This is a genomic window from Aestuariibius sp. HNIBRBA575 (assembly GCF_040932005.1).
Classification (GTDB): Bacteria; Pseudomonadota; Alphaproteobacteria; order Rhodobacterales; family Rhodobacteraceae; genus CANLNM01.
Window position 1 is genome coordinate 1,563,818 of the sequence record NZ_CP162414.1, and the last position, 25,294, is coordinate 1,589,111.

Sequence of the window (25,294 nt, forward strand, 5' to 3'; positions counted from 1 at the left end):
CTTTGTTAAAGTGGTTTATTCAGCCGCGATTTTAATAACCGGTTCCATCCGAGACAAGATATCATCGGCCAAATGACATTTGACCTGATGGTTATTGCCCAGATCACGCACAGGCGGCACCTCTTTGTCACACAGCCCATTTGGCACCTCGGATTTCCACCGACAGCGCGTCTGGAATGGACAGCCCGAAGGTGGATTCATGGCCGATGGGATGTCGCCATCCAGCACGATATGCTGTTTTTCGATCTTGGTATCGGCGATGGGAACGGCGGATAGCAAAGCTTCGGTATAGGGGTGGTAGGGGGGCGAAAACACCGCATCGGTATCGCCCATTTCCACCACATGACCCAGATACATCACCATGACCCGATCCGACAGATAGCGCACAATCGACAAATCGTGGCTGATGAACAGCAGCGTTGTTTTTTCGTTGCGCTGAATTTCCATCAACAGATCGGTTACAGCCGCCTGCACAGACACGTCCAGCGCGGACACCGGTTCATCCGCAACCACAATCCGTGCACCCCCAGCAAAGGCCCGCGCGATGCCAACCCGTTGTTTCTGACCGCCGGACAATTGTCGCGGCATACGATCGGCAAAGGCGCGGGGCAGTTTCACCAGATCCAGCAATTCCAACATGCGGTTTTTGCGATCTGCCTGCGTGTCGCCAATACCAAAGATTTCCAGCGCTCGGATGATCTGTGACCCGACCGTCATGGACGGGTTCAGCGTATCAAACGGGTTCTGAAATACCATCTGAATGTCAGCGATATTGCGGGTGTTGCGTTCCTGAATAGGGGTGTTCTGGATCTCTTTGCCGTCCAGTTTGATCGTGCCATCTGTGGCGGTTTCAAGCCCCATCAGCACCTTGGCAAACGTGGATTTCCCGCAGCCGGATTCGCCCACAATTGCCAATGTTTCGCTTTCGCGCGCTTCAAAGGATAGGGTTTCGTTGGCTTTGACCACTTTGGTTTCGCCACCGCCCATCAGGCCGCCACCCGCGACTTCGTAATATTTCTTAAGGTTATCCATCGATAGAACAACCTCGCCTATTTCGCCTTTTTCAGTTTGTTCACCGACCTCAATCGGGGCGTTCCAGTCGATTTCCTGATATTTCAAACACCGTGTTTCATGGCTGGCATCCGCATTGGCAGCAGCCATGTAAATCTGCCCTTGGTCACAGCGTCCTTCTTGGAAATAGTCGCAACGCGGGCCAAAATTACAGCCGTTGGGCCGTTCATGAGGCAGTGGGAAATTGCCGGGAATGGCGACCAGCGGGCGTTCGTTTTTATCCGCGCCGGGCAGGGGGATCGACCGGAACAACGCCTGCGTATAGGGATGCTGCATGTCGTCAAACACCTGTTCGATCGACCCACGTTCCACCGCTTCGCCGGAATACATCACACACAAACGGTCACAGGTTTCCAGAACCAGCCCCAGATTGTGCGAAATAAACAGCATGGATGTGCCGTATTTTTTGCCCAGATCTTTGACCAATTCCACCACGGCGGCTTCGACCGTTACATCCAGCGCGGTGGTCGGTTCATCGAGGATCAGCAGCGACGGTTTGGACATCAACGCCATCGCGATCACGATCCGCTGTTGTTGGCCGCCCGACAATTGGTGGGGATAGCTGTCCAGCATGCGTTTGGGATCAGGCAGTTTTACATCCGTGACCACCTCTAGGGCGCGGTCATAGGCTTCACTGGCGCTGATGCCTTCGTGGATCATCGGCACTTCCATCAGCTGTTTGCCGATTTTCATCGCCGGGTTCAGGGACGCCATGGGTTCCTGATAGATCATCGCAATTTCCGAGCCACGAATATCGCGCAACTCTTCGTTGGTCATCTGTGCCAGATCGCGGCCTTTGAACTTGATCGTGCCGCCCACGACACGACCGTTCACGCCCAGATCCTGCATCACGCCCAGCGCCACGGTGGATTTTCCGCATCCGGATTCCCCCACCAGCCCCATGGCTTCGCCCGGCTGTACCGTGACGGAAAAATCCATCACCGCCGGAATTTCACGCAACCGCGTAAAGAACGAAATCGACAGTTTATCGATCTCAAGGATGGGTCCGTCATAATCCCATTTGGCCATGATCTTGCTCCTTAATCCTTGAGGCTTTCTTCGCGCAGGCCATCCGCCAACAGGTTCAGACCCAATACGAGGCTGAGCAAGGCAAAGGCCGGCGCAAGTGCGGCATGCGGGTAGATCGACAACAGGCGTCGACCGGCGTTAATTGTCGATCCCCAATCCGGGCTTTCTGGGGGCAGGCCAAGGCCAAAGAACCCCAAAGTCCCGAGCAGGATCGTGGTGTAGCCAATGCGCAGACAGAAATCGACGATCAGCGGACCGCGCGCATTTGGCAGAATTTCCCAAAGCATGATGTACCACGGACCTTCGCCACGGGTTTGGGCGGCGGCGACATAATCGCGGGTTTTGATGTCCAGCGTCAGGCCCCGTACAATCCGAAACACGGTGGGTGCGTTCACAAACACCACGGCCACAAACACAACCAAAATGCCGGCAGGGACGTTAATAATGCCCAATGGGTCCACATCCCACGCCATGCCCGAATAAATCCAGCCCCCGACAATCAACGTGATCGCCAGAAAAATGTTGCGTTTTCCAGGTTGGGTGAAGAACCGCGAATTGAACAGGATCGAAAAGAAGATCACCGGGAATAGGAACAGGACACCCGCCATATATTTCGGCAGGCCGGTTTTGACGATTTCCGGTGTGACCAATAGGTAAAACAACAGGATAACCGGAAAGGCGAGGATGAGATTGGCCAAGAATGACAGCACAACATCCAGCCGACCGCCCGTATACCCAGCCGGCAGGCCGAGGGTGATCCCCACCATAAAAGCAAATACCGTCGCACAAGGAGCAATCAGCACCACAATGCCAGAACCATGCACCATCCGGCTCAGCACATCGCGCGCCAGATTGTCACCGCCCAACAGGTAATGCGGATATAGCCCCTCGGTGGTGACTGGGCTGCCGGGTAGGGCGTTTTTCAAGCCTGACAATTGTGCCAGTGGATCATGGGTGATGATCATCCCCATTCCGGCACCAAATATCGCGGTAAACACCCAGAACATCACCAGACCAAATCCGATCATGCCCACGGTGCTATCCATCAATTTACCATAAAGGCCCAATTTGCGTTTAAACCGGATCGATAGGCCGAACGTCACAGCCAAGGCGATCCAGACGGGCAAAAACCGTTTGGCCACAGCACCGATGATACCGCTCATGCTGTTTGGCAGTAAAATACCGGTGATCAGATAGGTCAAAACCACGCCAATGACTGCAAACATCAGGTATTTCACCATCCGGTCCATCATCCCAAACGCGCCGGGTTTGGCCATCAAGGTGCCATCCGCATTCGATTGCAGCTGCAGGTCCGGCTCAAAGAAAGACAGGATAATTTGCGCGACAATCGCGGTGATAAACAGCGCGACAATCAGCCCCGCAAGTGGGTTTAGGAATGTTCCAAAGGAACCGGTCCAGGTCAGTGCGTCCATTTTTCCAGCTCCTTTAAGAAATGCGAATGCGCGGGTTGAGGAAACGATAGCCAATGTCGGATATCAGCTGCGTGAACAGCACAACGACCACAGATACGATCGCGATCCCTTGCAGCAATTCGATGTCATTGCTGCCAGCAGCTTGGACCAAGGTCCAGCCAAAGCCTTTGTAGTTAAACAAAGTTTCGACGATGACGACCCCGTTCAAAAGCCACGGAATCTGCAGCATAATCACCGTAAACGGCGCGATCAACGCGTTGCGCAGGGCATGTTTGATCACGATTTTATGGAAACTCACGCCTTTCAATCGGGCGGTCCGAATATATTGCGCTGTCATCACTTCGGTCATCGAAGCCCGCGTCATCCGTGCGATATAGCCCATGCCATAAAGGGCGATTGTCATCACCGGCAGCAAGAAATTTTCCAACGTGGCATTTTCCATCGCGGCGGTTGCTGTGCCTTTGAACAGGGTGCGACCTTCGATCCAGCCCCATTCTGACAGGATCGGTCCCAGCCCGTATTTCGACGAAGCCAGAAGCGCGACAAAGATCACGCCCGAGACATATTCAGGTGTCGCGGTCGTCAAGATGGACCCCGTGGATAGGGTCCGATCCAGCCGTGACCCTTCGCGCATCCCGGCCAGAATGCCGACGATCAACGCGCCCGGAACCATCACCACCATAACCCAGAACATCAGTTTCCCGGTCAAAGCCAGACGTTTGGAAATGATCACACCCACATCTTCTTTGAAGACCGTGGAATGCCCCCATTGGCCCTGAATAATCCCACAAAACCGACGATCAGGCTGATCCAAGGCAATACAGCGCCCTGTTTCTTCGCCAGCCTCATCGGTGCGTGTCCAGCCGGGGGCGATGCCCAGCCATTCGCCATATCGCACAACCATCGGGCGGTCGTAGCCGTTTTTTTCAAGCCAACTGACAACGTCTTCGTCGGTCATACGGGCATTGCCTTCGAATTTGGCCACCTTTTCAAGGTTGGGCTGCATATTCGTCAGGCTAAAGACAACAAAGGTCAGGGCCAGAGCGGTGATAATCATCACCCCAAGCTGGCGAAGGATATATCGGGTCATTGAGGCATCCTGTGACTAGGAGCGACGTTCAGGGCCAGATTGGCCATGCGACAAAAAAGGGCCAACAGCACGTGCTGATGGCCCTTTGTCTGGTCAGTATCAGGCCGCGAAGCCGATATGCTGATACCGAATTTCGAATTGTGGATGCATTTCAGCACCGGCAACACCGGGGCGGTAATGACGGAACAAGGACCGCCAGAACGGCTGAATGATCACACCTTCGTCGCGCATGATGGTTTGAATTTTCAGCATCACCTCACGGCGGGCATCTGCATCCGCAATTGACATTGCTTCGGTCAGCAGACGGTCAAACTCTTCGTTGGCAAACCCGGTTTCGTTCCAAGGAACACCGGATTTATAGGCCAAGGCCAGAACCTGAACACCCAAAGGCCGTTGGTTCCATTCTGTGGCTGAGAACGGGTATTTCGCCCAATCGTTCCAATAGGTAGACCCCGGCAGAACCACTCGTTCAGCTTTCAGGCCAGCATCCCGCAACTGAGCGGCGACCGCATCACAGGTGTCTTTGTTGAAACCATCATCAAGAGAAGTGATCACATGGGTGAAATCCCCCATGCCAGCTTCTTCCAGCTCTGCTTTGGCGGCGGCAGGATCAAAGACCTGAGCCGGCATTTCCGCATATTCTGGGTGGATCGGAGACACATGGTGATTTTCAGCAACCGTGCCGCGCCCGTTATACCCAAGTTCCAGCAGGATTTCGTTGCTGATCGCTTTTTGCAGGGCTGTGCGCACGCGCACATCTGCATAAGGCGCAACGCCGTCCACTTCGGTCTGTTGGTTGGTCCGGATCACCAAAGTCGCCGCAGTGGCCACTTCGGAACGTTCCATGCCCAGATCGCTCAGCAGGTCAATAAATTCACCTGTTGTTTCATAGAGCATGTCCACTTCTTCGGCTTCGATTGCAGCCAACCAAGAGGCAGGGTCGGTGCCAAAGTCAATGAATTCAATGCGGTCCAGATAGGCGCCGTTGCCTTCGTTCCACCATGTGTGATCGGTGTTGCGCACCATGACAGATTTGATGCCCACTTCGTGGCTTTCTGGCAGATAAGGGCCCGTGCCGACAGGATCGCCGATTGGATCGGCATAATCGGCACCGGGATGCGAAATCGCAGCAGGGTAATCGGCCATACCAGCGATCAGGCTAATATCGGGTGCCAGCAAAGTCAGTTTCAACGTATGATCATCGACCACCATGGCAGCGCCTTCGCGCAACTTGCCGGTGCCTTCGTCAACCAGCGCCGCAAACCGTGTGGCCATTGAGTTACCCTCAACTGTGCTGTCACACCACAATTCGATGTTATAAAGCACATCGCTGGCTTTGAAATCGTCGCCATTGTTCCACTTGACGCCCTGACGCAGGTTCAGCGTGTATTCAGTGGCATCGCCGTTGACATCCCAGCTTTCCATCAAAAGCGGTTGGAAAGATCCGTCCGCTTCGTAGGTGACCAGATGTTCCAGCCAGCCGCGTGTGATATTGCCGATTTCGGACCAATCATAAAGGCGGGGTTCTTTCATACCGCGCACTTCCATTTGGATGCGCAATGTTCCGCCAACTTGCATATGTCCTGCCGCAGCGGCAGGGGATGTCATGCCCAACAAACCATAAGCGGCCGCCGATGTAACACCCAATGCTGTTGTCCGTGTCAGGAATTCGCGTCGGCTTAGTTTCCCGGCCGCGTGATCGCGAACATAAGTTTGGACAGCTGGATGACCCGTTGCTGCTTCGTTGTGGAAATTCGTCATTCTTTTCTCCCTGTGGCGCGTCAGTTGTGTCTTGGGTTCAGGGGATGCGCACGCATCTTGAACCATTTTCTGTTGCCTTGCGCTTGAACGCGACCAGTTAACATCTGGCATTGTGGTCATGGTCACCGCGATCGGCGGTTTATACACCGTCTGAAAACGACGTTATACCGGTCCAAATGCGACATCAATGAATTAAACCAGATATTTAAACTTCGCGTTTTCCGATCGCATGACCAATGTCCGACATTTGTCGCAGGTCAAGGAAACAACCCGTAAACATGACGCCATTTATTGGACGGGTGCGGGGCCGCGTTGGCGAAAATGGGTCGGCGTACATCCCGTATGTGTATGAAATGCACGCGTAAAATAGGCCGCCGAGGTAAATCCCAGACCTTCGGCGATGTCTTGGATTCGGTCATCTGTTTCACGCAATTGCACGCGGGCTTCGTATAGAACCCGGTCGTTGAGCAACGCCAAAGCAGAGCGCCCACAGGTGATTTTACAGCACCGGGTCAAATGAGTTGACGTTACGCCAAGTTCAGCCGCGAAATCCGAAACACCTTTGCGACTGCGAAAATCACGTTCCACCAAATCTGTATAAGCCGCCACCAAACGGGCCGGGGCGGAATCCATGCGGTTTTGCGTGCTTTGCCCGGCCACAGCATCGGTATGAAGCAGCTCAATCTGGCGTTCAAAATACACAGAAAGCAGGCCCAAATGGTAATGCGCCGCACGTCCATGGGCAGATTGCGCTGACAGCAATTCGCGTTCCAGAGCGTCAAAAATATGCGCCAGATCTTTTTGGGCATGCACATCCCGCAAACGCAGATGCACGCAATCGTCAGGCCATTCTACGGCCATCGCGTCGGGGATCGTCAATATTTGACCAAACGAAGCAGGTCCCACTTCGAATCCGTACATCGTGTTGGCTGGCACAAAGATTAGATTGTTGGGGCCATACCCGCTGGTCAAACCGGCAATGGTGATGCGCCCCTGACCTTTGGCAAAGAAAATCAAACGCGGCGTCGCATGTGACCGCATGGCCTGAGTGCGCCAGCTGGATTGGCTGGGCAAATGCCCAAAGGAGGTCATGGACAATCGGTTTTTCAGCGCGTCTTCGATCTGCATTTGCGTATCCCAAATGTTCGATTTGTGAAACTTTGGCGCTGAAACCCCCGTCTGGCAAGGATTAGATGGGCTGATTCGTGAAAATAACTGTTGACGATTCTGGGGGTAATTGGGGGGAAACCTGTGGATAAGGTGTGGGTCATTTCATCAGGCGCTCTGCGGCAACGGCACCTGGATCCATGTCTTCATACGCGCACGAAACCATGTGCGTTGGCGTTTGGCATATTGCCGACTGGCGATGATTGCGGCTTGGCAGGCGTGTTCCAGTGACATCTCGCCATGCAGATGCGCCATCAATTCGGGCGCACCAATCGCCTTTGAGGATTGGAAATCCGGGTTCCAATGCGGCAACATGGCCTGGGCTTCTGCCAACGCGCCTTGGTCTAACATGATATCAAAACGGCGTTCGATCCGGGCGTTTAACCAGTCTTTGTCAGCGGCCATAACAAGACAGGTTGCCTGATCCTCGGGCAACAAAGGCGGTGGTGTTTGGTCCTGCCAATGGGCGATGGATTGGCCTGTGGCGTTCAACACTTCCCATGCGCGCTGCACACGTGCGCGATTTTGCACATCAATGCGCGATTTTGTTGCGGGGTCGAGCTCTGACAACAAGGTATCCAATGTAAGGGAATCACCCTGCGCACGAATTTCTGGCGGGGTTGGGGGGATCTGTGCCAACCCTTGGGTCAGCGCCATGAAATTCAGCCCAGTGCCCCCCACAATGATCGGACGATCAGCGGGACGGTCCCATGTCAGAAACGGTGTCACATCGCGCAGCCAATGCCCGGTGGAATAGGGCGCATCAAACGATACATGCCCATATAATACGTGACGCGCGCGGGCCTCATCTTCGATCGGGGGGCGTGCGGTTAGGATACGCCAGCCGTCAAACACTTGTAATGCATCAGCATTTACGATCACACCGCCTTGGGCTTCGGAAATTTGCAACGCCAGTTCGGATTTTCCGCTGGCGGTTGGACCCGCGATCAAAACGGGTTTGTCGGCGGGAATAAGTGTTAGATCGATCAAAATGCGGCTCCTTTGGCGGGGCTTATGCTTGGCATTCATCTAAAGCGCAAATGGCAGTGATCGGCCATTGAACCCGCGCCTCTTTTGCGACATTTTGCGGCAGCGGAAAAGAGCGGCACAAGGATCGGCACCATGAGCGACGCAATTACAATCACCGACATCAGTGAAACGGACGGCGAAACCACCTTTAAGCGGGTGATGTTGAAAATTTCCGGCGAGGCGCTGATGGGCGATCTGGGCTATGGCCTGCATCCGCCTACTGTTGAACGGATCGCGCGCGAAGTGAAGTCCGTGCATGATATGGGCGTCGAAATCTGCATGGTGATTGGCGGCGGCAATGTGTTTCGCGGATTGTCTGGGTCAGCGCAGGGGATGGAACGGACAACGGCCGATTATATGGGCATGTTGGCCACGGTCATGAACGCGTTGGCCATGCAAAGCGCACTAGAAGAAATGGGTGTGTTCACCCGGGTGATTTCAGCGATCCGTATGGACGAAGTTGCCGAACCCTATATTCGCCGGCGTGCTGTGCGACATCTTGAAAAGAAACGGGTTTGTATCTTTGCGGCGGGGACGGGGAACCCCTATTTCACCACGGATACTGCGGCGACGTTGCGTGCCAATGAAATGGCCTGCGAAGCGATTTTCAAAGGCACCAAAGTTGACGGCGTTTACGACAAAGATCCGGCCAAATTTGAGGATGCCGTGCGCTATGATAATGTCAGTTATGATGATGTTCTGGCCAAACGTCTGGGTGTGATGGATGCCAGTGCGATTGCCCTGGCGCGTGACAATAACCTGCCGATTATTGTGTTTTCACTGGACGAGCCGGACGGTTTCAAAGGTATTTTGGCCGGGCGTGGCACCTATACACGTGTCAGCGACTAAGCCTGAGGGAACATGACCTTGCAACCAGATCAGCCCCCATTTGGGGGCTGTTTTGGGTTTAAATGGTATGTCAAAGCCGCCTTGATCAGCAGTGATAATTGATCCAGCGGCAGGGACGTCATTTGCTGTTCTGATAGATGCAATGCGCGGTTGCCGTCATAGGTGAAATCATTCAAAAACAACGCCTTGAAGTCCGATATTAATGTGGTTTGGCAATGGGTGAACAATGCAATTGCCCCGTTTTTTGTCAGGCCCAGTCGCAATGTCGATCCGGATTTCGTTTCGGGCGTCAGATAGGCAGGCTGTCCCCATTTTAGCGTTTCTTTTATGGAGCCAACCTGCGGCAATGTCGCGGCCACATCGAAAATATGCGCACGCAAAGACAACATCGGCGCACGGATCGGATCTGGATAGGTCGCATACACATCCCAAACACGCGTTTCCTGAAATTCTGGACCTTTGAGGATCATGTGACGCGCTGCCTTGATTTGGTTGATGTCCTAACACTCAAAATGCGGAAATTTGCGAGCTTGGCTACCGACAATATGAAAATCAGCCAATGTCGGTCATCTGGCCAACCGCGCCGCCAATTTCGAAATGAGCGGCGATTTGCGCCCCAACAAAACCTGCACCAATTCTGATGGGAACATCCCTATACATTATGGCCGCTTTGAGGGTAAAAGGGGCAAACCGCCGCGACAATTATACAGACGGCACAGCAAAATAAGACTCACACTTAGACTGAGGACAGGCACATGGCCGACGATTTTATGCTAGATACCGATGATCTTGAACGCCGTATGGATGGCGCGCTCAGCAATTTGCGGACTGAATTCGCATCGTTGCGCACCGGTCGGGCGTCCGGGTCTATGCTGGAACCCGTTATGGTGGATGCTTATGGGTCAATGACCCCGATCAACCAGGTGGGCACCGTCAACGTGCCTGAACCGCGCATGGTCACGATCAATGTCTGGGACAAAGGTCTGGTGGGCAAAGTCGAAAAAGCGATCCGCGAAAGCGGGCTGGGCATCAACCCACAGCTGAACGGTACAATCATCATGTTGCCGATTCCTGAGCTTAACGAAGAACGCCGCCGTGAGCTGACCAAGGTTGCGGCCTCTTATGCGGAAAACGCCCGTGTTTCGGTGCGCAATGTGCGTCGCGACGGAATGGACCAAACCAAAAAGGCCAAAGCAGATGGCATGTCCGAGGACGATCAAAAGTTCTGGGAAGGCGAAGTTCAGGATATGACGGACAAGTATATCAAACTGGTTGATGATCAGCTGGAAACCAAACAAGCCGAGATCATGCAAGTTTAAGCCAGTCTGAGGAGCGATCCTCAGGGTTATAAGGGGTTGTCCAACGTGTTATACCGCCGCAACGAGGAGGCCGTCATGGCTAAAGATTTGCCACCATCCGGACCCCGCCATGTTGCGGTGATCATGGATGGCAATGGCCGTTGGGCGCAGCAACGTGGAAAGCCGCGTTTGTTTGGGCATCATGCCGGTGCCAAACGGGTGCGTGAAATTGTAGAAGCTTGCCCCGAAATCGGTGTTAAGTATCTGACGATATTTGCCTTTTCGACGGAAAACTGGAAACGCACCCAGACCGAAGTCGCCGGATTGATGTCATTGTTCCGGCGTTACATTCAACGCGAAGCCCAAGATATGCTGCGCCGTGGGGTGCGGGTTCGGTTCATAGGCGATCGGATCAAACTGGACCACAAACTGGTCCGTCTGATGGATGATCTGGAACTGCTAACCGCTGAAAATGACCGGGTTCATTTGACAATTGCGATCAATTACGGTGGCCGTGACGAGGTGACCCGCGCCACCAAACGGCTGGCCTATGACATCGAACAGGGCAAATTGACCCACAAAGATGTCGATGCTGAAACCATCGGCAAATATCTGGATACACATGTCCTGCCGGACCCGGATCTGGTCATTCGCACCAGCGGAGAGGCCCGCATTTCAAATTTCCTGTTGTGGCAATCGGCCTATGCGGAATACGAATTTATCGATACGTTATGGCCCGATTTCAGCGACACGGAATTTAAGAAAATTGTCGGTCAATATGCTGGCCGCGACCGTCGATTTGGGGCTGTCAAAGCATGAGCAGCGCCAATTGGTCGGATCTGCGCGCGCGGGTAATTTCTGCGATTGTAATGGTTGTGATCGGCATTGCCGCAATCGGATTTGGCGGTCTTTGGTTTACCGGCTTGGTCATCATTGTCTGCGGATTGATGATCTGGGAATTGTGGAACATGGTGCGCCCAATGGGCAGCGATGCGCAGGTTTTTCCAGATAAATTGGTATTTTGCGCCTATGCGCTGGCAGTGATTGTCACCGGTTTCTTCTTGGTGAGCCTTCGATCCGCGGCGGATGGCTGGGTGTTGATCCTGCTATTGGTGCTGATTGTGGTCACGTCTGATGTGGCGGGATATTTCGCTGGACGCATGTTGGGCGGTCCGAAATTTTGGCCTAAAATCTCACCCAAAAAGACGTGGTCGGGAACCATTGCAGGCTGGGTTGGCGCCGCTTTGATTGGAGCCATTTTTGTCGCAATTCTACCGATTGGTTGGATTTTGGTGCCTTTGACCATGTTTGTGGCCTTTGCCGGTCAATTAGGGGACATCGCAGAAAGTGCAATCAAACGAAAATACGGTGTCAAAGACAGCTCAAACCTGATCCCCGGGCATGGCGGTGTGTTAGACCGCTTTGACGCATTGATCGGTGCAACGCTGGTTTTTGCAGTTCTGATGTTTGGGGTCTGACGACGTGCCACGCAAGGTTTCTATCTTTGGGGCGACCGGATCCATCGGTCAAAGCACACTTGATCTGATCGCGCGTGATCCATCCGCCTATGATGTGGTTGCCTTGACCGGTGGGCGCAATTTGGACCAATTGGCGGCGGATGCGGTGCGTCTGGGGGCAAAACGGGCGGTCACTTGTTACGATTCCCACTATCATGACTTAAAAAACCGTCTATCTGGCACCGGAATAGAGGTCGCCGCCGGGGCGAATGCGCTAGAAGACGCCGCCATGATGCCTGCCGATTGGACCATGTCCGCGATTATTGGCGCAGCCGGGCTGGTGCCGGGGATGCGCGCGCTGGAACAGGGCAATACTCTGGCTTTGGCAAACAAAGAAACGCTGGTTTGCGCCGGGCCATTGGTTCTGGAACAGGCGCAAAAACATAACGCCACTTTGATGCCTGTGGACAGTGAACATTCGGCCGTTTTTCAGGCCCTGGTCGGCGAAGATATTTCCGCGGTTGAACGGATCATTATCACGGCCAGCGGTGGGGCGTTTCGCGATTGGCCGATGGATAAATTGGCCAATGCAACATTGGCTCAGGCGTCGTCGCACCCCAATTGGGATATGGGGCAACGGATCACAATTGATTCCGCTTCCATGTTTAACAAAGCGTTAGAAGTCATCGAAACGCATGAATATTTCGACGTAACGCCCGACCAGATTGAGGTGCTCGTTCATCCGGAAAGCATGGTCCATGCGTTGGTGGGGTTCAACGATGGCGCGTTGATGGCCCATCTGGGCGCGCCGGATATGCGTCACGCCATTGGCTATGCGCTGAACCATCCAAATCGCGAAAAATTGCCGGTAGAACGGCTTGATCTGGCCAAACTTGGCGCCCTGACGTTCAAAGCCCCGGATGAGGTGCGTTACCCCGCCTTGCGATTGGCCCGTCAGGTCATGGATATGGGCGGTCTGGCGGGGGCGGCCTTTAACGCCGCCAAGGAACGCGCATTGGACGCCTTTATCGCAGGTGACATTGGATTTTTGCAGATGGCGGATGTGGTTGAGGCAACGCTCGCCCAAATGTCATCGGCTGATGGGCTGGAAAATGCCACACTCAGCTTAGATAACGTATTGCAAATCGATCAGCTGGCGCGGGTGCGCGCAGCAGAGATCATGAACACTTCTTTGGTCTGAGGACATTAAATGACTGCGCTATTACCTCAATTTGGTTCTTTGGGGATCACCATCATTGCCTTCATCGTGGCCCTGTCGATCATTGTGGCGATACATGAATACGGTCATTACATTGTCGGCCGCTGGTCTGGCATCTATGCCGAGGTGTTTTCGCTGGGTTTTGGTCCGGTTCTGTTTAGCCGTACCGATAAACGCGGCACCGTTTGGCAAATCGCCGCTATTCCGTTTGGCGGATATGTTAAATTTCTGGGCGATGCCAATGCCGCGTCGGTTGGCGGCGAAGCAGGGGGGCGCAACACCATGATGGGCGCGCCAATCTGGGCCCGGTCAGCGACCGTTTTGGCCGGTCCGATGTTCAACTTTATCCTGTCGGCCATCATTTTTACCGGTCTGGCCATGACCGTTGGGGGGGTGCGTGATCCGTTGACGGTCAAAGACATCCAACCTTTGCCGCAATTTTACGAAAACGGATTGCAAAGCGGCGATGAAATTCTGGCGGTCAATGGTGAAACATTGGTGGAACTGGCCGATTTCAGCACGGCGTTGGACAATGCGGGCACGGATCTGTCGCTGGATTTCACCATCCGGCGGGATGGAACGGAAATGCAGATCGTCGCGCCCAATCCGATGTTGCCCTATGTCATCGGCACGTCCCCGAATTCAGCCGCCGAAGAGGCCGGGATCCAGGATGGCGATGTCGTGCTGAGCGTGAATGATGTGCCAATGGCGACGTTCCAGCAATTGATTTCCGCTATTCAGGCCGAACAGGGGCGCAGTGTGGCCTTGGAAATCTGGCGCGATGGCGATGTGATGACGTTTGATCTGACGCCAAAAATTGGTGGCGCAAGCGACAGTGATGGCTATCTAGAAGAACGCTATCTGGTGGGGATTTCCATCACCAACTATCTGGATTGGCAGACAGAATCGTTGCCCTTTTTTGAGGCAGCCATCGGGTCTGTGGCGCGGGTTTGGGATGTGATTACCCAATCATTGCAGGGGTTGTGGTTGATGATCACCGGCAAAATTTCGTCCTGTAACCTGTCAGGCCCGGTGGGCATTGCGCAGGTCAGTGGTGAAATGGCGCGGGCTGGATTGTTGGAATTTATCAGCCTGATCGCGGTGCTGTCGACGGCCATTGGCATGTTGAACCTGTTCCCGGTTCCAGTTCTGGATGGCGGGCATTTGGTGTTTCACGCCTACGAAGCCGTAAGCGGACGCCCGCCGAATGAAAACGTGCTGCGGATCATGATGATGATGGGTGTGATGCTGGTGCTGTCGCTGATGATTTTTGGCACATTAAACGATCTGTTGTTCTGCTAAATCTGGAAACGGGCAGGGGTGATCTTCGCAGGATCACCCCAGTTGCGCCACTTTTCTGCCCCATTTGTCGGTCACATTTGTAGAAAGCTCATAGAAACAAGGGGTTTCTTCAATGACTGCTCTGGCACACGGATATCGCGGAATGTCGCTTTTGGTAACGATCAACTGGGATCGGTTGCTATATGCGGGCACCATCATCGCTGCCCTTTGGGCCGGCGCTTATCTTGGTTCGCTTGGCGCTTTCTAAAATAGACCCCAAAATCTGTAATTTTTATCGCGTTCGGCCCCCCGCCGGGCGCGTTCTTGGTTTTGACAAGCCTCGCCAATCCCGGTAGTTGAATATCAAATAGATTGATTGCAGGGGCGGGTAGTATGAGCCGTAAAATTAGGCGTAGCACGGCAAAGGCCATGTTCTACCTTCACACGATTTTGGCGGGTGGTGTTTTGGCAACGCCGATGGTGTTTCCGACCCAAGTTGTGGCGCAGAGTTTTACCTTTTCGACCGTGTCCATTGAGGGCAACCAACGGATCGAAGATGGCACCATCCTGACTTATGCTGGTTTGACACGCGGTGAAACCGTCAGCGCGGCTGAATTAAACGATGCCGGACAACGCATTCGCGAATCCGGATTGTTTGAAAGTGTTGAGATCATTCCAAACGGGACAACATTGCGCATTGTTGTTGTGGAATTCCCGACTATCAATCGGATCAACATCGAAGGCAATTCGCGTCTGCGCGACGAAGAATTGCTGCAGGCTGTGCAATCTCAACCGCGCCGTGTCTATTCCCCGGCGCAGGCAGAACGTGACGTAGAAGCAATCACCCAGGCCTATGCCCAGCAGGGGCGGGTCAATGCAACAGTGACCCCGCGCATTATCGCGCGCAGTGACAACCGCGTTGATCTGGTGTTCGAAGTGTTCGAAGGCGGCCTGACCGAAGTTGAGCGGATCAGCTTTGTTGGCAACCGCACCTATTCGGACCGGCGTTTGCGCGGCGTTCTAAACACCAAACAAGCCGGAGTTTTGCGCGCCGTCGTTGGGCGCGACACATATGTGGCGGATCGGGTGCAGTTTGATCAGCAATTGCTGACGGATTTTTACCAATCCCGCGGCTATGTCGATTTTCAAATCCAGAACGTGGATGTCAGCCTGACCCGGGAACGGGATGCCTATTTGGTGACCTTTAATATCCAAGAGGGGCAACAATTCCGCATGGGCGACGTCTATGTCAGTTCCGAACTGACAGAAGCCGACCCTGACGAATTTGAACGCGCTTTGCGGTCCTCATCTGGGGATGTCTATTCACCGACCCGCGTTGACAATGACATTGCCCGGATCGAACGTCTGGCCATTCAAAAGGGCCTGAACTTTGTGCGGGTTGAGCCCCGGATTACCCGCAATGACCGTGATTTGACGCTGGATGTGGAATATGTTCTGACCCGTGGCGATCGAATTTTTATCGAACGGATCGACATTGAGGGCAACAACACCACGTTGGATCGGGTGGTGCGCAACCAATTTGATGTGGTCGAAGGCGATCCCTTTAATCCCCGTCAAATTCGTCAATCTGCGGATCGTATCCGTCGGTTGGGGTATTTCGGGGATGCCAATGTCGATGCCCGCGAAGGGTCCAGCCCCAATCACGTTGTGATTGATGTGGATGTGGTTGAAAAACCCACCGGGTCGCTGACCTTTGGGGCCAACTATAATTCTGATGCGGGTGTGTCGCTGATTGCGTCGTTCAAGGAACAAAACTTCTTGGGGCGTGGCCAGCGGGTCAATGCGCAATTGTCGACCGCAGAAACCAACCGCGTTTTGTCATTCAGCTTTGTTGAACCGCAATTGGTGGGGCGTGACACGTCGCTTGGCTTTAGCTTTGGGTATCGCCGCACGGATAACGAAAATTCGCTTTATGACACCGAAACGTTTTCGATCCGGCCCAGCCTGACATTCCCTGTTGGTGAACTAAGCCGTTTGCAGGTGTTTTATGGCTTTGAATATCTGAGCCTGTTTGATGTGGATGCCGATGCCAGCCCAATCATTCACGCCGAAGAGGCGTTTGGTGGCATTGGCTATCATCAGCTTGGCTATCAATTCAGCTATGACAATCGCCGTTCTGGGTTGAACCCAGAGGCGGGCGTTTTGCTGCGGTTTGGTCAAGAATTTGGGGTAGGTGAGGATTCTCAATACATCAAAACCACCGCCTTTGCGGCGGCTGAAACACGTGTGTTCCATGATGATGTGACCTTGCGCGCCATCGTTGAGGGCGGCTTGCTGCATTTCTCAGAAGGGGACAGCCGCGTGACCGACCGTTTCTTCCTTGGATCGGCCAAAATGCGCGGCTTTAGCGCCGGGGGCATTGGTCCACGGGACGTGAATACCGGCGACGCATTGGGTGGGAACGCCTTTGCGGTGGCCCGCCTAGAAGCCGAATTCCCGTTGGGATTGCCCGAAGAATACGGGATCACCGGCGGGGCCTTTTATGACTACGGATCGGTCTGGGATGTAGGCGTCGATAGTGCGGACATTCTGTACAACGATTTCACCCCTCGGTCTGTGGTTGGTTTGTCGCTGTTCTGGACAACCCCAATTGGTCCGCTGCGGTTTAACTTTACCGAAGCGTTGGATGCGCAGGAACAGGATGAAACCCGCGCATTTGATGTGACCGTTTCAACGTCGTTCTAATGCTAAAAGCCGGTGTTATAGCCCTCGCTTTTGCCGGGTTTTTTGCGACCTGTGGATATGCACAGGCCCAGGACGGTGCCACGTCGGAACAAACACCTGCTTTGGTGCGATCCCCGATTTTGACGATCGATCCGAACACGCTGTTTTCCAATTCGATTTATGGGCAGCGTGTTCAGGCCGATCTGAACCTGCGCGCCGAGGAATTGAACGCAGAAAACCGCCGGATTGAACAGGCCCTCGTCGCAGAAGAGCAATCCCTGACCGAACGTCGCCCAAACATGGACCCGGCGGCGTTTCGCGCCGAAGCCGAAGCCTTTGACGAAAAGGTACAGGCCATCCGGCGCGCACGTGACGTCAAAGAGGCCGAGTTAGAGCAATTGCTGGAAAGCGAACGCGCGGCCTTTAACGCGCGCGTTTTGCCGATCCTCGGGGATATTATGCTGGAACGTGGCGCAGTTGTCGTGCTGGACAGTCGATCCGTTTATATTCGGGCCGGGGTGATCGAAATCACCGACGACGCGATCCGGATGACCGATGAACGGCTGGGGGATGGGACGCAAACCGACATCACCGCCCAACCAAACCCTGCTGATCCTGCGCAAACGCCGGGTCAAAGCGATCAAATCGAACGGTAATGTTGGTGCGGATTGCGCAGCCTTTACTTGCTCCCTTTGGGGGGCTTTGTTAGTCAGAACAAAGGGCTCTGACTTCGGATCGCCCAAAACGAAACATCAATGGCCCACAGGGCAGCCCAAAAGAGGAGGTCCCATGAGCGACATCACCCAAGACACCCCCACAGAAGCCGATATTCAGTTGATCCAAGCGATCCTGCCGCATCGGTATCCGTTTCTACTGGTGGACAAGGTGGTCGACATTGAGGGCACTTCCAAAGCGGTTGGCATCAAGAATGTCACGATGAACGAACCGCATTTTCAGGGCCATTTTCCCGGCAATCCCATCATGCCCGGCGTCACCATCGTCGAAGCCATGGCGCAAACCGCGGCGGTAATGGTTGGCACTACGATGGGCTTGGTCGAAGGCAATCTGCTGGTGTATTTCATGGGCATCGACAATTGCAAATTCCGCCGCAAAGTGGTGCCGGGGGATGTGTTGAAAATGAACCTTGAAACCACCCGTGGCAAACCCGGCGGCAAGGTTTGGAAATTCCGCGGCGTGGCCACGGTGGATGGCGAAATGGCCGCCGAAGCGGACTTTACCGCGATGATGGATATGCAGGGCTGATGGGCGCGCAAATCCACCCCAGCTCTGTCATCGAAGACGGGGCTGTGATCGGGCAGGATTGTCAGATCGGACCGTTCTGCGTGATCGGCGCAGATGTGGTTCTGGGCGATCGGGTTGAATTAAAATCCCATGTGGTTGTGTCGGGTGACACCCATATTGGCGATGATACGGTGGTGTTTTCCTTTTCAGTGATCGGGGAAATTCCCCAGGATCTGAAATTTGACGGTGAAAAAACCCGGCTACGGATCGGTGCGCGCAATCGCATTCGCGAACATGTCACGATGAACCTTGGTACGGCCCAAGGCGGCGGTGAAACCCGCATCGGCGATGACGGTCTGTTTATGGCTGGCTGTCACATAGCCCATGACGCGGTGATTGGCGATCGGGTGATTGTGGTCAATTCATCCGCCATTGCCGGGCATTGCATCATCGAAGACGACGTGATCATCGGCGGTCTGTGTGGCATCCATCAATGGGTGCGCATCGGGCGCGGCGCCATTATCGGTGCCGTCAGCATGGTGATCAAAGATGTGGTTCCCCATGGCTTGGTTCAGGGGCCGCGCGGCGAATTGGACGGGCTTAATTTGGTCGGTTTGAAACGCAAAGGTGTGGATCGCCGTGACATCACCGCGCTGCGGGCTGCGTTTCAGATGCTCAAGGATGGCGAAGGCACGTTTGCCGAACGCGCCAAACGGCTGGGCGATGAAAGTGACAGTGACTATGTGCAGGAAATGGTGGCCTTTATCCTTGGGGATACGGATCGCAATTTCCTAACGCCGGGATAGGATTGCGCAGATGACCTTGGCTTTGATTGCCGGGCAGGGCGCGTTGCCCCGGTTTCTGGCAGAAAAATTGATCGCAGCCAATGATCCGCCTGTGATCTGCGTGTTTCACACATTTGTACCGGACGCACCGGTTGAATTGCCCCGGCTGCATTTCCGGCTGGAAACTTTGGGCACGTTTTTGGCCACCTTGGTTGAGGCGGGCGTGACACGATTATGTATGGCGGGGGCTGTGCGGCGCTATCCGATTGAGGCGGACCTGATTGACGAACGCACCCGGCCGTTGGTCGCCCGGCTGACCGATGCCATGGCCAAAGGCGACGATGGCACGTTGCGCGAAATCGTCGCGATTATCGAAGAAACCGGGATCAAAGTGGTGGGACCCAAAGATTTGGTGCCCGAGCTGGTGTTGAGTGCTGGAATTCCGACGGAACAGAAACCGTCGCCGGTTCACGATCAGGATGTGACCGCCGGATATCGGGAATTGCGCGTTATGGGGGCGGCCGATCTGGGGCAGGCCTGTGTGATCCGCGCCGGCAAAGTGGTCGCTGCCGAGGAAAAATCCGGAACCAAGGCCCTGATCGACCGGTTCAAAGCCGAACCTGATCCGCGCATGTCGGTTGATCCGGTGGAATGGGCGATGGATGCCGTGGCAGATATTTTCAAATCCGATCCGGTTTATGACGCGTTGCCGGGCGAAGGCATGGTGCTGTTCAAAGGCCCCAAACCGACCCAAGATTTGCGTGTCGACTTGCCCACAATCGGCCCGGACACGGCACAGGACGCCGCCGAGGCCGGGTTTGATGGGATCATCATTCAGGCCGGTTCGGTGATTGTTCTGGATGCCCCATTGGTGATCGACATATTGAACAATGCGGGCATGTTTTTGTGGGTGCATGAGGCGCAAACATGAACGTGTTTATCATCGCAGGCGAGGCATCCGGGGACAAATTAGGGGCGGCCCTGATGGATGGTTTGTCAGAGCTGCGCCCGAATGTTGTGTTCAACGGCATTGGCGGTCAGATGATGACCCAGCGCGGCCTGACATCACAATTTGAGATGTCCGAACTCAGCGTGATGGGCATCGCCGAGGTGCTGCCAAAGTATTTTCACCTAAAACGTCGCATTCGTGAAACGGCGGATGCGATATTGGCGCAGAAACCTGACGTGGTGGTGACCATCGACAGCCCCGATTTCTGCCTGCGTGTGGCCAAGCTGGTCAAGCCCGTGTCCGACATTCGCATCGTGCATTACGTGGCCCCATCCGTGTGGGCGTGGCGACCGAAACGGGCCGATAAAATGGCGGCTCTTGTGGATCAGGTGCTGGCATTGCTGCCGTTTGAGCCCCCTTATATGCTGGCCGCCGGTGTGCGCTGTGATTTTGTCGGGCATCCCGTCACAACCGAAACCGTGGCTGACGCAATTGCAGTGACCGCGTTCAAAGCCAAACACGGATTGGGTGAGGCGACGTTGATTGCATTGCCCGGATCACGCCGGGGCGAAGTTGGCCGATTGTCCGAACGATTTGGCCAGGCGATTGCCGAATTTGGCCGTGATCATCCTGATTTGCAGGTGATCCTGCCTGTTGCGCCGGGCCTAGAGGATTTGGTGCGCCAACAGGTGGCGGACTGGCCCGTGAAACCGATCCTGTTGACCGGCACATTTGACAAATCCGCCGCATTTCAATCTGCACGGATCGCATTGGCCGCCTCTGGCACGGTCTCACTGGAATTGGCCGCTGCGGGCACGCCGATGGTGATTGCCTATGACATGAATTGGCTGTCGCGCCGGTTGATCAAACGCATGTTACGTATTGATACAGTCACGCTGGTCAATCTGGTGGCCAACAGCCGCACCGTGCCGGAATTTATCGGCGATAAATGCCTGCCAGATGACATCGCAAATGCGTTGACCAAGTTGTGGGACCATCCCGATGCCCAAAACGACGCAATGCAGATCACGATGGAAAAATTGGGACGGGGTGCGGAAAAACCTGGTCTGCGGGCCGCGCGGGCTGTGTTGGATGGGCTAGAGTTGTCGGTGTGAACGACGCGCGCGCATAAATTCGAGCAATCCCAAAAGGCCCAGCGCCGGAACCAGCGCGACCACTGTCAGTAAGTTGAAATACAACAGCCCTGAAAACGCATTTGCATGGGGTTCAAAGGCACTGACGGTGCAATTGATCCAGCTCAGCTTAAACCCGTCGCCATCACAGCTATTGTCGATCCACATCAGCGCGCCAATCTGACCAAGTTGAACCAAGGGGATAAATCTAAGCCGGTTCAGGGCTGTGACGTTTGTCAATCTAAGCGCAAAATACGCAGCAATCGGTAGCGCGAGTAGACCCAAATTCAACCAATACATCTAAGACCCTCAAATACCAAAATTAGTGATCGCCAGATCCGATTTCCAGGATCTGGAAAATGATCCCTGCGCCCTGTGCCACATCGGTGATGAAATCGGCTTTTTCAAAGGTGGTCAAGCTGGACCAAGTGCGCCCGGTTTGATCCCCTTGCAAAATCACCGCATCAGCCACGCCGTTTTCCACATCCACCGTTAGGCTGAGCGCGTCGGTTTCCATCTGCAAGGCGGATGCGCCTTGGGTCAATTGACGCAAAGCTGCGGAACGTTCGGATTTTAGCTGTGCAATCCGGGCTTCGCGTTCCGCTGCGTTCAATTCTTTGGCCGCGTCCATATCGATGCGCCATGCGCGCATGGCAGCCAAAACCGCGCCGCCTGCTGAAATGGGCAACAATGGCGGGCAGAGCACACCAATCACAACCCCCAATCCAACACCAGCGCCCACCCCGTGTTTCAGGGCACGGCTGCTGGCATGCAAGCGCATCCCGATCGGTTTGGAAATGTTGTCGGACAAAACACCGGCAACAGATTTCTGCAAATTAACAGCTAGTTTTGGCACGGATTGCGCCCGTTCAACCGACTGGCCTGCCTCTTTCTTGAGGCGCCCCATGAACCCGCTGGCCGCAGCAGCGGTTGATTTCGCGCCTTGCCATGTGGCGTTGGAGGCACGTGTCACTCCGTCCATTCCACGCTCAACAAAGGTTGAGGCCATATATGGTGTCTCAGGTTCAGGGGCGTATTTCGCCAACACGTCCAATTCGACCTTTACGGCGTCTAGCTTTGACTGCTCTAGGCGTGATCGCGCGGTTTTGGCCAATTGAGTCGCCCGAAACAGCGATGCGTTGATGTGCTCTACGTCCGCATCAGGGATGGTTTCTGGGGCAACGCTGTCCAACATTGTCATGACGGCATGTAGGCTGGGCACATGAACAACATGAAAGGCGCGGTTCTGACGCCAAAGGTCGGGATCATCGTTCAGGGCATTTGCGATAAAACTCAGGTCATCCGTCAGCGACCCAACCGCGCGTTTAAATTCATAATGATGCGCCGCGCGGTCCCGAACAGCTTGGGCAAGCTGTTCTAATTGGTTATGTCGGTCCCTGGAGGTTTCATACATATTGCGGCCTTTAGACGAAAAATATGAAACTGAATTAGTAGCCGCGCCAGATCCAGCCTCCGCCCAAGATACGGCTGCTGTCCAAATCATAAAACACACAGGCCTGTCCCGGCGAAATGCCTTCTTCGGCGATGGTCAGCTCCACTTCGGCTTCTGTGTCTGAAATCGGACGAATGATCGCTTCGGTTGGGGGGCGGGTGGACCGCACGCGCACACCGACACGCCGTTCTGACAGATCGGTAAATCCGCCATCGCCCAGCCAATTGATTTCACGCACCGGCACTTTGCGCGTGGCCAGCATGTCTTTGGGGCCGACAATCACATGACGTTTGTCCACGTCCAGTTTCACCACATAAAGCGGATCAGCCAGACCGCCGATGCCCAGACCACGGCGTTGGCCGATCGTGTAATGGATCACACCATTATGCTGGGCCAACACATTGCCGTCTGTATCAACAATGTCACCGGGTTCGGCCGCACCGGGGCGCAGTTTTTCAATCACCGAGGCGTAATTGCCGTTAGGGACAAAACAAATGTCCTGCGAATCCGGTTTATCGGCCACGCTCAGCCCATATTTGGCCGCCAGCGCGCGGGTTTCGGCCTTGCTTGGCAGATGTCCCAGGGGGAACCGCAGATATTCAAGCTGATCTGGTTTGGTCGAAAACAGGAAATAGCTCTGATCGCGGTTGGCATCAGCGGCGCAATGCAGCTCGGCGCCGTTTTCACCAACTTTGCGCTGGATATAATGACCGGTGGCCATGCAATCAGCATCCAGATCCTTGGCGGTTTCCAGCAGATCCTTGAATTTCACCCGTTCATTGCAGCGAATACAGGGCACCGGTGTGGCCCCCGCTAAATAGGAATCCGCGAATTCGTCAATCACCGCATCCTGAAAAATGTTTTCATAATCCAGCACGTAATGCGGAAATCCCATTTCTTCGGCCACGCGGCGCGCATCATGAATGTCCACGCCGGCACAACACGCGCCCTTTTTGGCCAAGGCCGCCCCATGATCATAAAGCTGCAACGTCACGCCAACCACATCATAGCCTTCTTCGGCCAGTTGCGCGGCCACAACCGATGAATCCACACCACCAGACATGGCAACAACCACGCGGGTTTCGGACGGGGGCTTGGCAAAACCAAGGGAATTAAGAGGGTGATCGAGGGACATGAGGTTTCCGATTTGGATAGGTCATTCAGAATATAGGAAAATGCTAACTACTCTCAAGGGGCGGTTTCACCCCTCTTTAAGGCCTGTGACTTCAATCTGCACACACATAGCTGGAAATACGGGGTGAGACATGTATTTGCGAAAAGTTGACGGACCACGTTCCGTAACACTGCCTGACGGCAGTACAATGACACGGGCGGATTTACCGCCTAGTAACACAATGCGCTGGGTGGCGTCACGCAAGGCGGCCGTTGTCAAAGCGGTGGCTGCGGGATTGATTTCACGCGAATCTGCAATTGAATCCTATTCTTTGTCCGAAGAAGAGTATGAATCATGGGAAAGCGCGGTTGAAACACATGGCGAGGCGGCGCTTAGGACCACTGCAATACAAAAATATAGACAACCATAGGGTGTGATGCGAAGTTTACGAGTATTGGTAACGTGTGATTAACCATTAACGGTTTAGGTTAATAGTGAAAGCGAATACTCGGAGAAATTATATGCGTGTGCTGCTGGTCGAGGATGATCCTCATACATCGAAAAGCATCGAATTGATGCTAAATCATGCCAACCTCAACGTCTATTCAACAGATTTGGGGGAGGAGGGAATCGATCTCGCAAAGCTCTATGATTATGATCTGATCCTTCTGGATATTAACCTTCCGGATATGTCTGGTCATGAAGTGTTGCGCCAATTGCGTCTGGCCCGGATTGAAACACCGATTTTGATCTTGTCAGGCGAGGATGGAACCGAATCCAAGCTAAAAGGCTTTGGATTTGGGGCGGACGATTACCTGACCAAACCTTTCCATCGTGAGGAATTGGTTGCACGTATTCATGCGATTATCCGTCGCTCAAAGGGGCATTCGCAAAGCATCATCAAAACGGGTCGCATCTCGGTGAACTTGGATGCCAAAACGGTCGAAGTGGCCGGTCAGTCGGTGCATTTGACAGGCAAAGAATACCAGATGCTGGAATTGCTCAGCCTGCGCAAAGGCACGACCCTGACCAAAGAAATGTTCTTGAACCATCTTTATGGTGGCATGGATGAACCAGAGTTGAAAATCATCGATGTGTTTATCTGTAAGTTGCGGAAAAAACTAAGCCAGGCCACCGATGGCGAAAACTACATCGAAACCGTTTGGGGCCGTGGCTACGTTCTGCGTGACCCTGAACCCGTCACAATCGACGAAGAGCGATTGGCCATCGGAGCCTAAATTCTGGCTTC

At 54.2% G+C, this 25,294-nt stretch carries 25 protein-coding genes; 15 read left to right on the plus strand and 10 right to left on the minus strand.

Translation table 11 applies throughout. The features are described 5' to 3' along the window. Positions 1 to 15 precede the first annotated feature (15 nt). The 6 genes from AB1F12_RS07920 to miaA all read right to left on the minus strand — a co-directional run bounded on the left by AB1F12_RS07920 (position 16) and on the right by miaA (position 8,541). Positions 16 to 2,100: a dipeptide ABC transporter ATP-binding protein gene (locus AB1F12_RS07920; RefSeq protein WP_368187975.1), complete on the minus strand. Its 2,085-nt coding sequence runs from the start codon at positions 2,098 to 2,100 to the stop codon at positions 16 to 18. Positions 2,101 to 2,111: 11 nt separating this feature from the next. Further along, on the minus strand, positions 2,112 to 3,533 hold the full coding sequence (locus AB1F12_RS07925) for an ABC transporter permease (protein WP_368187977.1): 1,422 nt from the start codon (positions 3,531 to 3,533) through the stop codon (positions 2,112 to 2,114). A 13-nt stretch (positions 3,534 to 3,546) separates the two neighbouring features. Continuing rightward, positions 3,547 to 4,623, minus strand: a complete 1,077-nt coding sequence (locus AB1F12_RS07930) for an ABC transporter permease (RefSeq protein ID WP_368187980.1) — start codon at positions 4,621 to 4,623, stop codon at positions 3,547 to 3,549. Positions 4,624 to 4,722: 99 nt separating this feature from the next. Beyond that, the gene (locus AB1F12_RS07935; protein ID WP_368187983.1) at positions 4,723 to 6,384 is read right to left on the minus strand and encodes an ABC transporter substrate-binding protein; all 1,662 of its coding nucleotides are present in this window, start codon (positions 6,382 to 6,384) and stop codon (positions 4,723 to 4,725) included. A gap of 288 nt (positions 6,385 to 6,672) precedes the next feature. Beyond that, positions 6,673 to 7,512 (minus strand): AraC family transcriptional regulator, encoded by an 840-nt coding sequence (locus AB1F12_RS07940; RefSeq protein ID WP_368187986.1) that lies wholly within the window; start codon positions 7,510 to 7,512, stop codon positions 6,673 to 6,675. A gap of 147 nt (positions 7,513 to 7,659) precedes the next feature. Beyond that, on the minus strand, positions 7,660 to 8,541 hold the full coding sequence (gene miaA / locus AB1F12_RS07945) for a tRNA (adenosine(37)-N6)-dimethylallyltransferase MiaA (protein WP_368187989.1): 882 nt from the start codon (positions 8,539 to 8,541) through the stop codon (positions 7,660 to 7,662). Between the two features lie 132 nt (positions 8,542 to 8,673). On the opposite strand from miaA, the gene pyrH reads away from it, so the two are divergent. Next, positions 8,674 to 9,429 (plus strand): UMP kinase, encoded by a 756-nt coding sequence (gene pyrH, locus AB1F12_RS07950; protein WP_368187991.1) that lies wholly within the window; start codon positions 8,674 to 8,676, stop codon positions 9,427 to 9,429. Between the two features lie 29 nt (positions 9,430 to 9,458). Here pyrH and AB1F12_RS07955 read toward each other — a convergent pair whose 3' ends face one another. Further along, positions 9,459 to 9,899, minus strand: coding sequence for a DUF1801 domain-containing protein (locus AB1F12_RS07955; RefSeq protein WP_368187993.1), 441 nt, complete (start codon positions 9,897 to 9,899; stop codon positions 9,459 to 9,461). Between the two features lie 285 nt (positions 9,900 to 10,184). Here AB1F12_RS07955 and frr point away from each other — a divergent pair, with 285 nt between their 5' ends. From frr to lpxB, 12 genes are all read left to right on the plus strand, one after another. Beyond that, positions 10,185 to 10,748 (plus strand): ribosome recycling factor, encoded by a 564-nt coding sequence (frr, locus tag AB1F12_RS07960; protein ID WP_368187996.1) that lies wholly within the window; start codon positions 10,185 to 10,187, stop codon positions 10,746 to 10,748. 75 nt (positions 10,749 to 10,823) lie between these two features. Next, the gene (uppS, locus tag AB1F12_RS07965; RefSeq protein WP_368187998.1) at positions 10,824 to 11,546 is read left to right on the plus strand and encodes a polyprenyl diphosphate synthase; all 723 of its coding nucleotides are present in this window, start codon (positions 10,824 to 10,826) and stop codon (positions 11,544 to 11,546) included. Continuing rightward, the gene (locus AB1F12_RS07970) at positions 11,543 to 12,205 is read left to right on the plus strand and encodes a phosphatidate cytidylyltransferase (protein WP_368188001.1); all 663 of its coding nucleotides are present in this window, start codon (positions 11,543 to 11,545) and stop codon (positions 12,203 to 12,205) included. The genes uppS and AB1F12_RS07970 overlap by 4 nt, the downstream gene beginning before the upstream one ends. 4 nt (positions 12,206 to 12,209) lie before the next feature. Continuing rightward, positions 12,210 to 13,385, plus strand: coding sequence for a 1-deoxy-D-xylulose-5-phosphate reductoisomerase (gene dxr / locus AB1F12_RS07975; protein WP_368188003.1), 1,176 nt, complete (start codon positions 12,210 to 12,212; stop codon positions 13,383 to 13,385). A 9-nt stretch (positions 13,386 to 13,394) separates the two neighbouring features. Continuing rightward, the gene (gene rseP, locus AB1F12_RS07980) at positions 13,395 to 14,705 is read left to right on the plus strand and encodes an RIP metalloprotease RseP (protein ID WP_368188005.1); all 1,311 of its coding nucleotides are present in this window, start codon (positions 13,395 to 13,397) and stop codon (positions 14,703 to 14,705) included. 112 nt (positions 14,706 to 14,817) lie between these two features. Beyond that, positions 14,818 to 14,952, plus strand: a complete 135-nt coding sequence (locus AB1F12_RS07985; protein WP_368188007.1) for a hypothetical protein — start codon at positions 14,818 to 14,820, stop codon at positions 14,950 to 14,952. 209 nt (positions 14,953 to 15,161) lie between these two features. After that, complete coding sequence (bamA, locus tag AB1F12_RS07990) at positions 15,162 to 17,390, plus strand: outer membrane protein assembly factor BamA (RefSeq protein ID WP_368188311.1); 2,229 nt, start codon at positions 15,162 to 15,164, stop codon at positions 17,388 to 17,390. Next, entirely contained in the window at positions 17,390 to 18,025 is a 636-nt protein-coding gene (locus AB1F12_RS07995) for an OmpH family outer membrane protein (RefSeq protein WP_368188010.1), read from the plus strand. Before bamA ends, AB1F12_RS07995 begins: the two co-directional genes overlap by 1 nt. Positions 18,026 to 18,158: 133 nt before the next feature. Beyond that, positions 18,159 to 18,632, plus strand: a complete 474-nt coding sequence (gene fabZ, locus AB1F12_RS08000; RefSeq protein WP_368188013.1) for a 3-hydroxyacyl-ACP dehydratase FabZ — start codon at positions 18,159 to 18,161, stop codon at positions 18,630 to 18,632. Then, on the plus strand, positions 18,632 to 19,417 hold the full coding sequence (gene lpxA, locus AB1F12_RS08005) for an acyl-ACP--UDP-N-acetylglucosamine O-acyltransferase (protein ID WP_368188015.1): 786 nt from the start codon (positions 18,632 to 18,634) through the stop codon (positions 19,415 to 19,417). The genes fabZ and lpxA overlap by 1 nt, the downstream gene beginning before the upstream one ends. A 10-nt stretch (positions 19,418 to 19,427) precedes the next feature. After that, positions 19,428 to 20,327: an LpxI family protein gene (locus tag AB1F12_RS08010; protein WP_368188017.1), complete on the plus strand. Its 900-nt coding sequence runs from the start codon at positions 19,428 to 19,430 to the stop codon at positions 20,325 to 20,327. Continuing rightward, complete coding sequence (gene lpxB / locus AB1F12_RS08015; protein WP_368188020.1) at positions 20,324 to 21,460, plus strand: lipid-A-disaccharide synthase; 1,137 nt, start codon at positions 20,324 to 20,326, stop codon at positions 21,458 to 21,460. The genes AB1F12_RS08010 and lpxB overlap by 4 nt, the downstream gene beginning before the upstream one ends. On the opposite strand, the gene AB1F12_RS08020 is transcribed toward lpxB, so the two are convergent. Genes AB1F12_RS08020 through mnmA form a run of 3 tightly spaced genes read right to left on the minus strand, consistent with a single transcriptional unit; the run spans position 21,443 to position 24,066 of the window. Continuing rightward, a complete protein-coding gene (locus AB1F12_RS08020; protein WP_368188023.1) occupies positions 21,443 to 21,778 on the minus strand; it encodes a hypothetical protein in 336 nt (111 codons plus the stop codon). The two genes, lpxB and AB1F12_RS08020, sit on opposite strands and share 18 nt — an antisense overlap. A gap of 22 nt (positions 21,779 to 21,800) precedes the next feature. Next, a complete protein-coding gene (locus AB1F12_RS08025; RefSeq protein ID WP_368188025.1) occupies positions 21,801 to 22,892 on the minus strand; it encodes a hypothetical protein in 1,092 nt (363 codons plus the stop codon). Between the two features lie 34 nt (positions 22,893 to 22,926). Continuing rightward, entirely contained in the window at positions 22,927 to 24,066 is a 1,140-nt protein-coding gene (gene mnmA, locus AB1F12_RS08030; protein WP_368188027.1) for a tRNA 2-thiouridine(34) synthase MnmA, read from the minus strand. A gap of 130 nt (positions 24,067 to 24,196) precedes the next feature. Between mnmA and AB1F12_RS08035 the strand changes: the two genes are divergently transcribed. Together AB1F12_RS08035 and ctrA are read left to right on the plus strand one after the other, a co-directional pair. After that, positions 24,197 to 24,475, plus strand: coding sequence for a DUF1153 domain-containing protein (locus tag AB1F12_RS08035; protein ID WP_368188030.1), 279 nt, complete (start codon positions 24,197 to 24,199; stop codon positions 24,473 to 24,475). A gap of 91 nt (positions 24,476 to 24,566) precedes the next feature. After that, positions 24,567 to 25,283, plus strand: coding sequence for a response regulator transcription factor CtrA (gene ctrA, locus AB1F12_RS08040; RefSeq protein ID WP_368188031.1), 717 nt, complete (start codon positions 24,567 to 24,569; stop codon positions 25,281 to 25,283). The last annotated feature ends 11 nt before the right edge of the window (positions 25,284 to 25,294 follow it).